The 2,500-nt window shown below is 56.0% G+C and carries 1 rRNA gene (cut by a window edge); it reads left to right on the top strand.

The features are described from left to right. Nucleotides 1-2,478: ribosomal RNA gene (locus tag NBY69_RS37035) — 23S ribosomal RNA — on the top strand (it extends 647 nt beyond the left edge of the window). The last annotated feature ends 22 nt before the right edge of the window (nt 2,479-2,500 follow it).

Genomic DNA, 2,500 nt, shown 5'->3' with positions numbered 1-2,500 from the left:
GTTAGTCGTGACTGCGTGCCTTTTGAAGAATGAGCCTGCGAGTTAGCGGTGTGTAGCGAGGTTAACCCGTGTGGGGAAGCCGTAGCGAAAGCGAGTCCTAATAGGGCGTTTGAGTTGCACGCTCTAGACCCGAAGCGGAGTGATCTAGCCATGGGCAGGTTGAAGCGGCTGTAAGAGGTCGTGGAGGACCGAACCCACCAGGGTTGAAAACCTGGGGGATGACCTGTGGTTAGGGGTGAAAGGCCAATCAAACTCCGTGATAGCTGGTTCTCCCCGAAATGCATTTAGGTGCAGCGTCGTGTGTTTCTTGCCGGAGGTAGAGCACTGGATAGGCGATGGGCCCTACCGGGTTACTGACCTTAGCCAAACTCCGAATGCCGGTAAGTGAGAGCGCGGCAGTGAGACTGTGGGGGATAAGCTCCATGGTCGAGAGGGAAACAGCCCAGAGCATCGACTAAGGCCCCTAAGCGTACGCTAAGTGGAAAAGGATGTGGAGTCGCAGAGACAACCAGGAGGTTGGCTTAGAAGCAGCCACCCTTGAAAGAGTGCGTAATAGCTCACTGGTCAAGTGATTCCGCGCCGACAATGTAGCGGGGCTCAAGCGTACCGCCGAAGTCGTGTCATTCCAGCACATACCCCCAACGGGGGCTGGGATGGGTAGGGGAGCGTCGTGTGCCGGGTGAAGCAGCCGCGGAAGCGAGTTGTGGACGGTTCACGAGTGAGAATGCAGGCATGAGTAGCGATACACACGTGAGAAACGTGTGCGCCGATTGACTAAGGGTTCCTGGGTCAAGCTGATCTGCCCAGGGTAAGTCGGGACCTAAGGCGAGGCCGACAGGCGTAGTCGATGGACAACCGGTTGATATTCCGGTACCCGCTTTGAAACGCCCAATACTGAATCAGACGATGCTAAGGCCGTGAAGCCGTCCTGGATCCTTCGGGTGAAGGGGAGTGGTGGAGCCGTCGGACCAGATCTGTACTAGGTAAGCGATGGGGTGACGCAGGAAGGTAGTCCAGCCCGGGCGGTGGTTGTCCCGGGGTAAGGGTGTAGGACGTTACGTAGGCAAATCCGCGTAACACATAGTCTGAGACCTGATGCCGAGCCGATTGTGGTGAAGTGGATGATCCTATGCTGTCGAGAAAAGCCTCTAGCGAGTTTCATGGCGGCCCGTACCCTAAACCGACTCAGGTGGTCAGGTAGAGAATACCGAGGCGTTCGGGTGAACTATGGTTAAGGAACTCGGCAAAATGCCCCCGTAACTTCGGGAGAAGGGGGGCCATTCTTGGTGATCCGATTTACTCGGTGAGCTGGGGGTGGCCGCAGAGACCAGCGAGAAGCGACTGTTTACTAAAAACACAGGTCCGTGCGAAGCCGTAAGGCGATGTATACGGACTGACGCCTGCCCGGTGCTGGAACGTTAAGGGGACCGGTTAGTCACATTTCGGTGTGGCGAAGCTGAGAACTTAAGCGCCAGTAAACGGCGGTGGTAACTATAACCATCCTAAGGTAGCGAAATTCCTTGTCGGGTAAGTTCCGACCTGCACGAATGGCGTAACGACTTCTCGACTGTCTCAACCATAGGCCCGGTGAAATTGCACTACGAGTAAAGATGCTCGTTTCGCGCAGAAGGACGGAAAGACCCCGGGACCTTTACTATAGTTTGATATTGGTGTTCGGTTCGGCTTGTGTAGGATAGGTGGGAGACTTTGAAGCGGTCACGCCAGTGATTGTGGAGTCGTCGTTGAAATACCACTCTGGTCGTGCTGGATGTCTAACCTCGGTCCGTGATCCGGATCAGGGACAGTGTCTGATGGGTAGTTTAACTGGGGCGGTTGCCTCCTAAAGAGTAACGGAGGCGCCCAAAGGTTCCCTCAGCCTGGTTGGCAATCAGGTGTTGAGTGTAAGTGCACAAGGGAGCTTGACTGTGAGACCGACGGGTCGAGCAGGGACGAAAGTCGGGACTAGTGATCCGGCAGTGGCTTGTGGAAGCGCTGTCGCTCAACGGATAAAAGGTACCCCGGGGATAACAGGCTGATCTTCCCCAAGAGTCCATATCGACGGGATGGTTTGGCACCTCGATGTCGGCTCGTCGCATCCTGGGGCTGGAGTCGGTCCCAAGGGTTGGGCTGTTCGCCCATTAAAGCGGTACGCGAGCTGGGTTTAGAACGTCGTGAGACAGTTCGGTCCCTATCCTCTGTGCGCGTAGGAATATTGAGAAGGGCTGTCCCTAGTACGAGAGGACCGGGACGGACGAACCTCTGGTGTGCCAGTTGTCCTGCCAAGGGCATGGCTGGTTGGCTACGTTCGGAAAGGATAACCGCTGAAAGCATCTAAGCGGGAAGCCTGCTTCGAGATGAGTATTCCCACCCCCTTTGAGGGGTTAAGGCTCCCAGTAGACGACTGGGTTGATAGGCCAGATGTGGAAGCCCGGTAACGGGTGGAGCTGACTGGTACTAATAGGCCGAGGGCTTGTCCTCAGTTGCTCGCGTCCACTGTGTT

It is taken from the genome of Streptomyces sp. A 4/2 (genome assembly GCF_940670765.1).
Taxonomy (GTDB): domain Bacteria; phylum Actinomycetota; class Actinomycetes; order Streptomycetales; family Streptomycetaceae; genus Streptomyces.
The sequence above is the reverse complement of the archived record's forward strand: the minus strand, read 5'-3'. Positions and strand labels throughout refer to the sequence as shown.